The sequence below is a fragment of the Aerococcus sp. L_32 genome (genome assembly GCF_050689315.1).
The window spans coordinates 1-598 of record NZ_JBOEQF010001123.1; the positions used below are offsets into that span (position 1 = coordinate 1).

The window sequence follows — 598 nt, forward strand, 5'->3', positions numbered from 1 at the left end:
TGGGCTTATCATGCAAAAGTGGGCAAAATTTTGAGATGCGCTTTTTTTTGCATATTATTTTCAATTCCTAAGCGATTTTATAAGAATTCTTCGTATAAATTATATGACCTGAAAATAAATGGAGGTGGTAGATTGAAAGAAATGATAGACAAGATGATTTCGATGGCGATATTAAAACGGTCCGATGATATCCACATTCTCCCAGAGGGACAGCAGTATCATATTTTTCTGAGAGACGGATATCAATTGATATTGCAGGAAACCCTTGAATTTGAGAAAGGTAGCCAGCTGATACGGCTTTTAAAGTACATGGCTAATATGGATGTAGGTGAGAAACGTATGCCACAAGACGGTGCTATTGTCTATGACCTGGCAGACGACAAAATCGAATTGCGATTATCGTCAATCTCAAATTATCTCATGCATGAATCATTAGTCATCCGTGTCTTTCATGATAAGGTGACCAGTGATTTTAAAGCCAATCACTTGAATCAAGAAGCATATGACACTATGAACAAATATATGAAGCGCAAAAGTGGTTTGATTATATTTTCAGGTCCAGTTTCCTCAGGTAAAACAACGACTATATACCAGTTGC

1 protein-coding gene is annotated in these 598 nt (G+C 36.8%); it reads left to right on the forward strand.

Features of this window, described 5'->3' with window-relative positions; all coding sequences use genetic code 11:
- Positions 1–141: 141 nt before the first annotated feature.
- A partial coding sequence (locus tag ACRCJ0_RS18500) for an ATPase, T2SS/T4P/T4SS family (protein WP_431391640.1) occupies positions 142–598 on the forward strand: 457 nt, incomplete at its 3' end.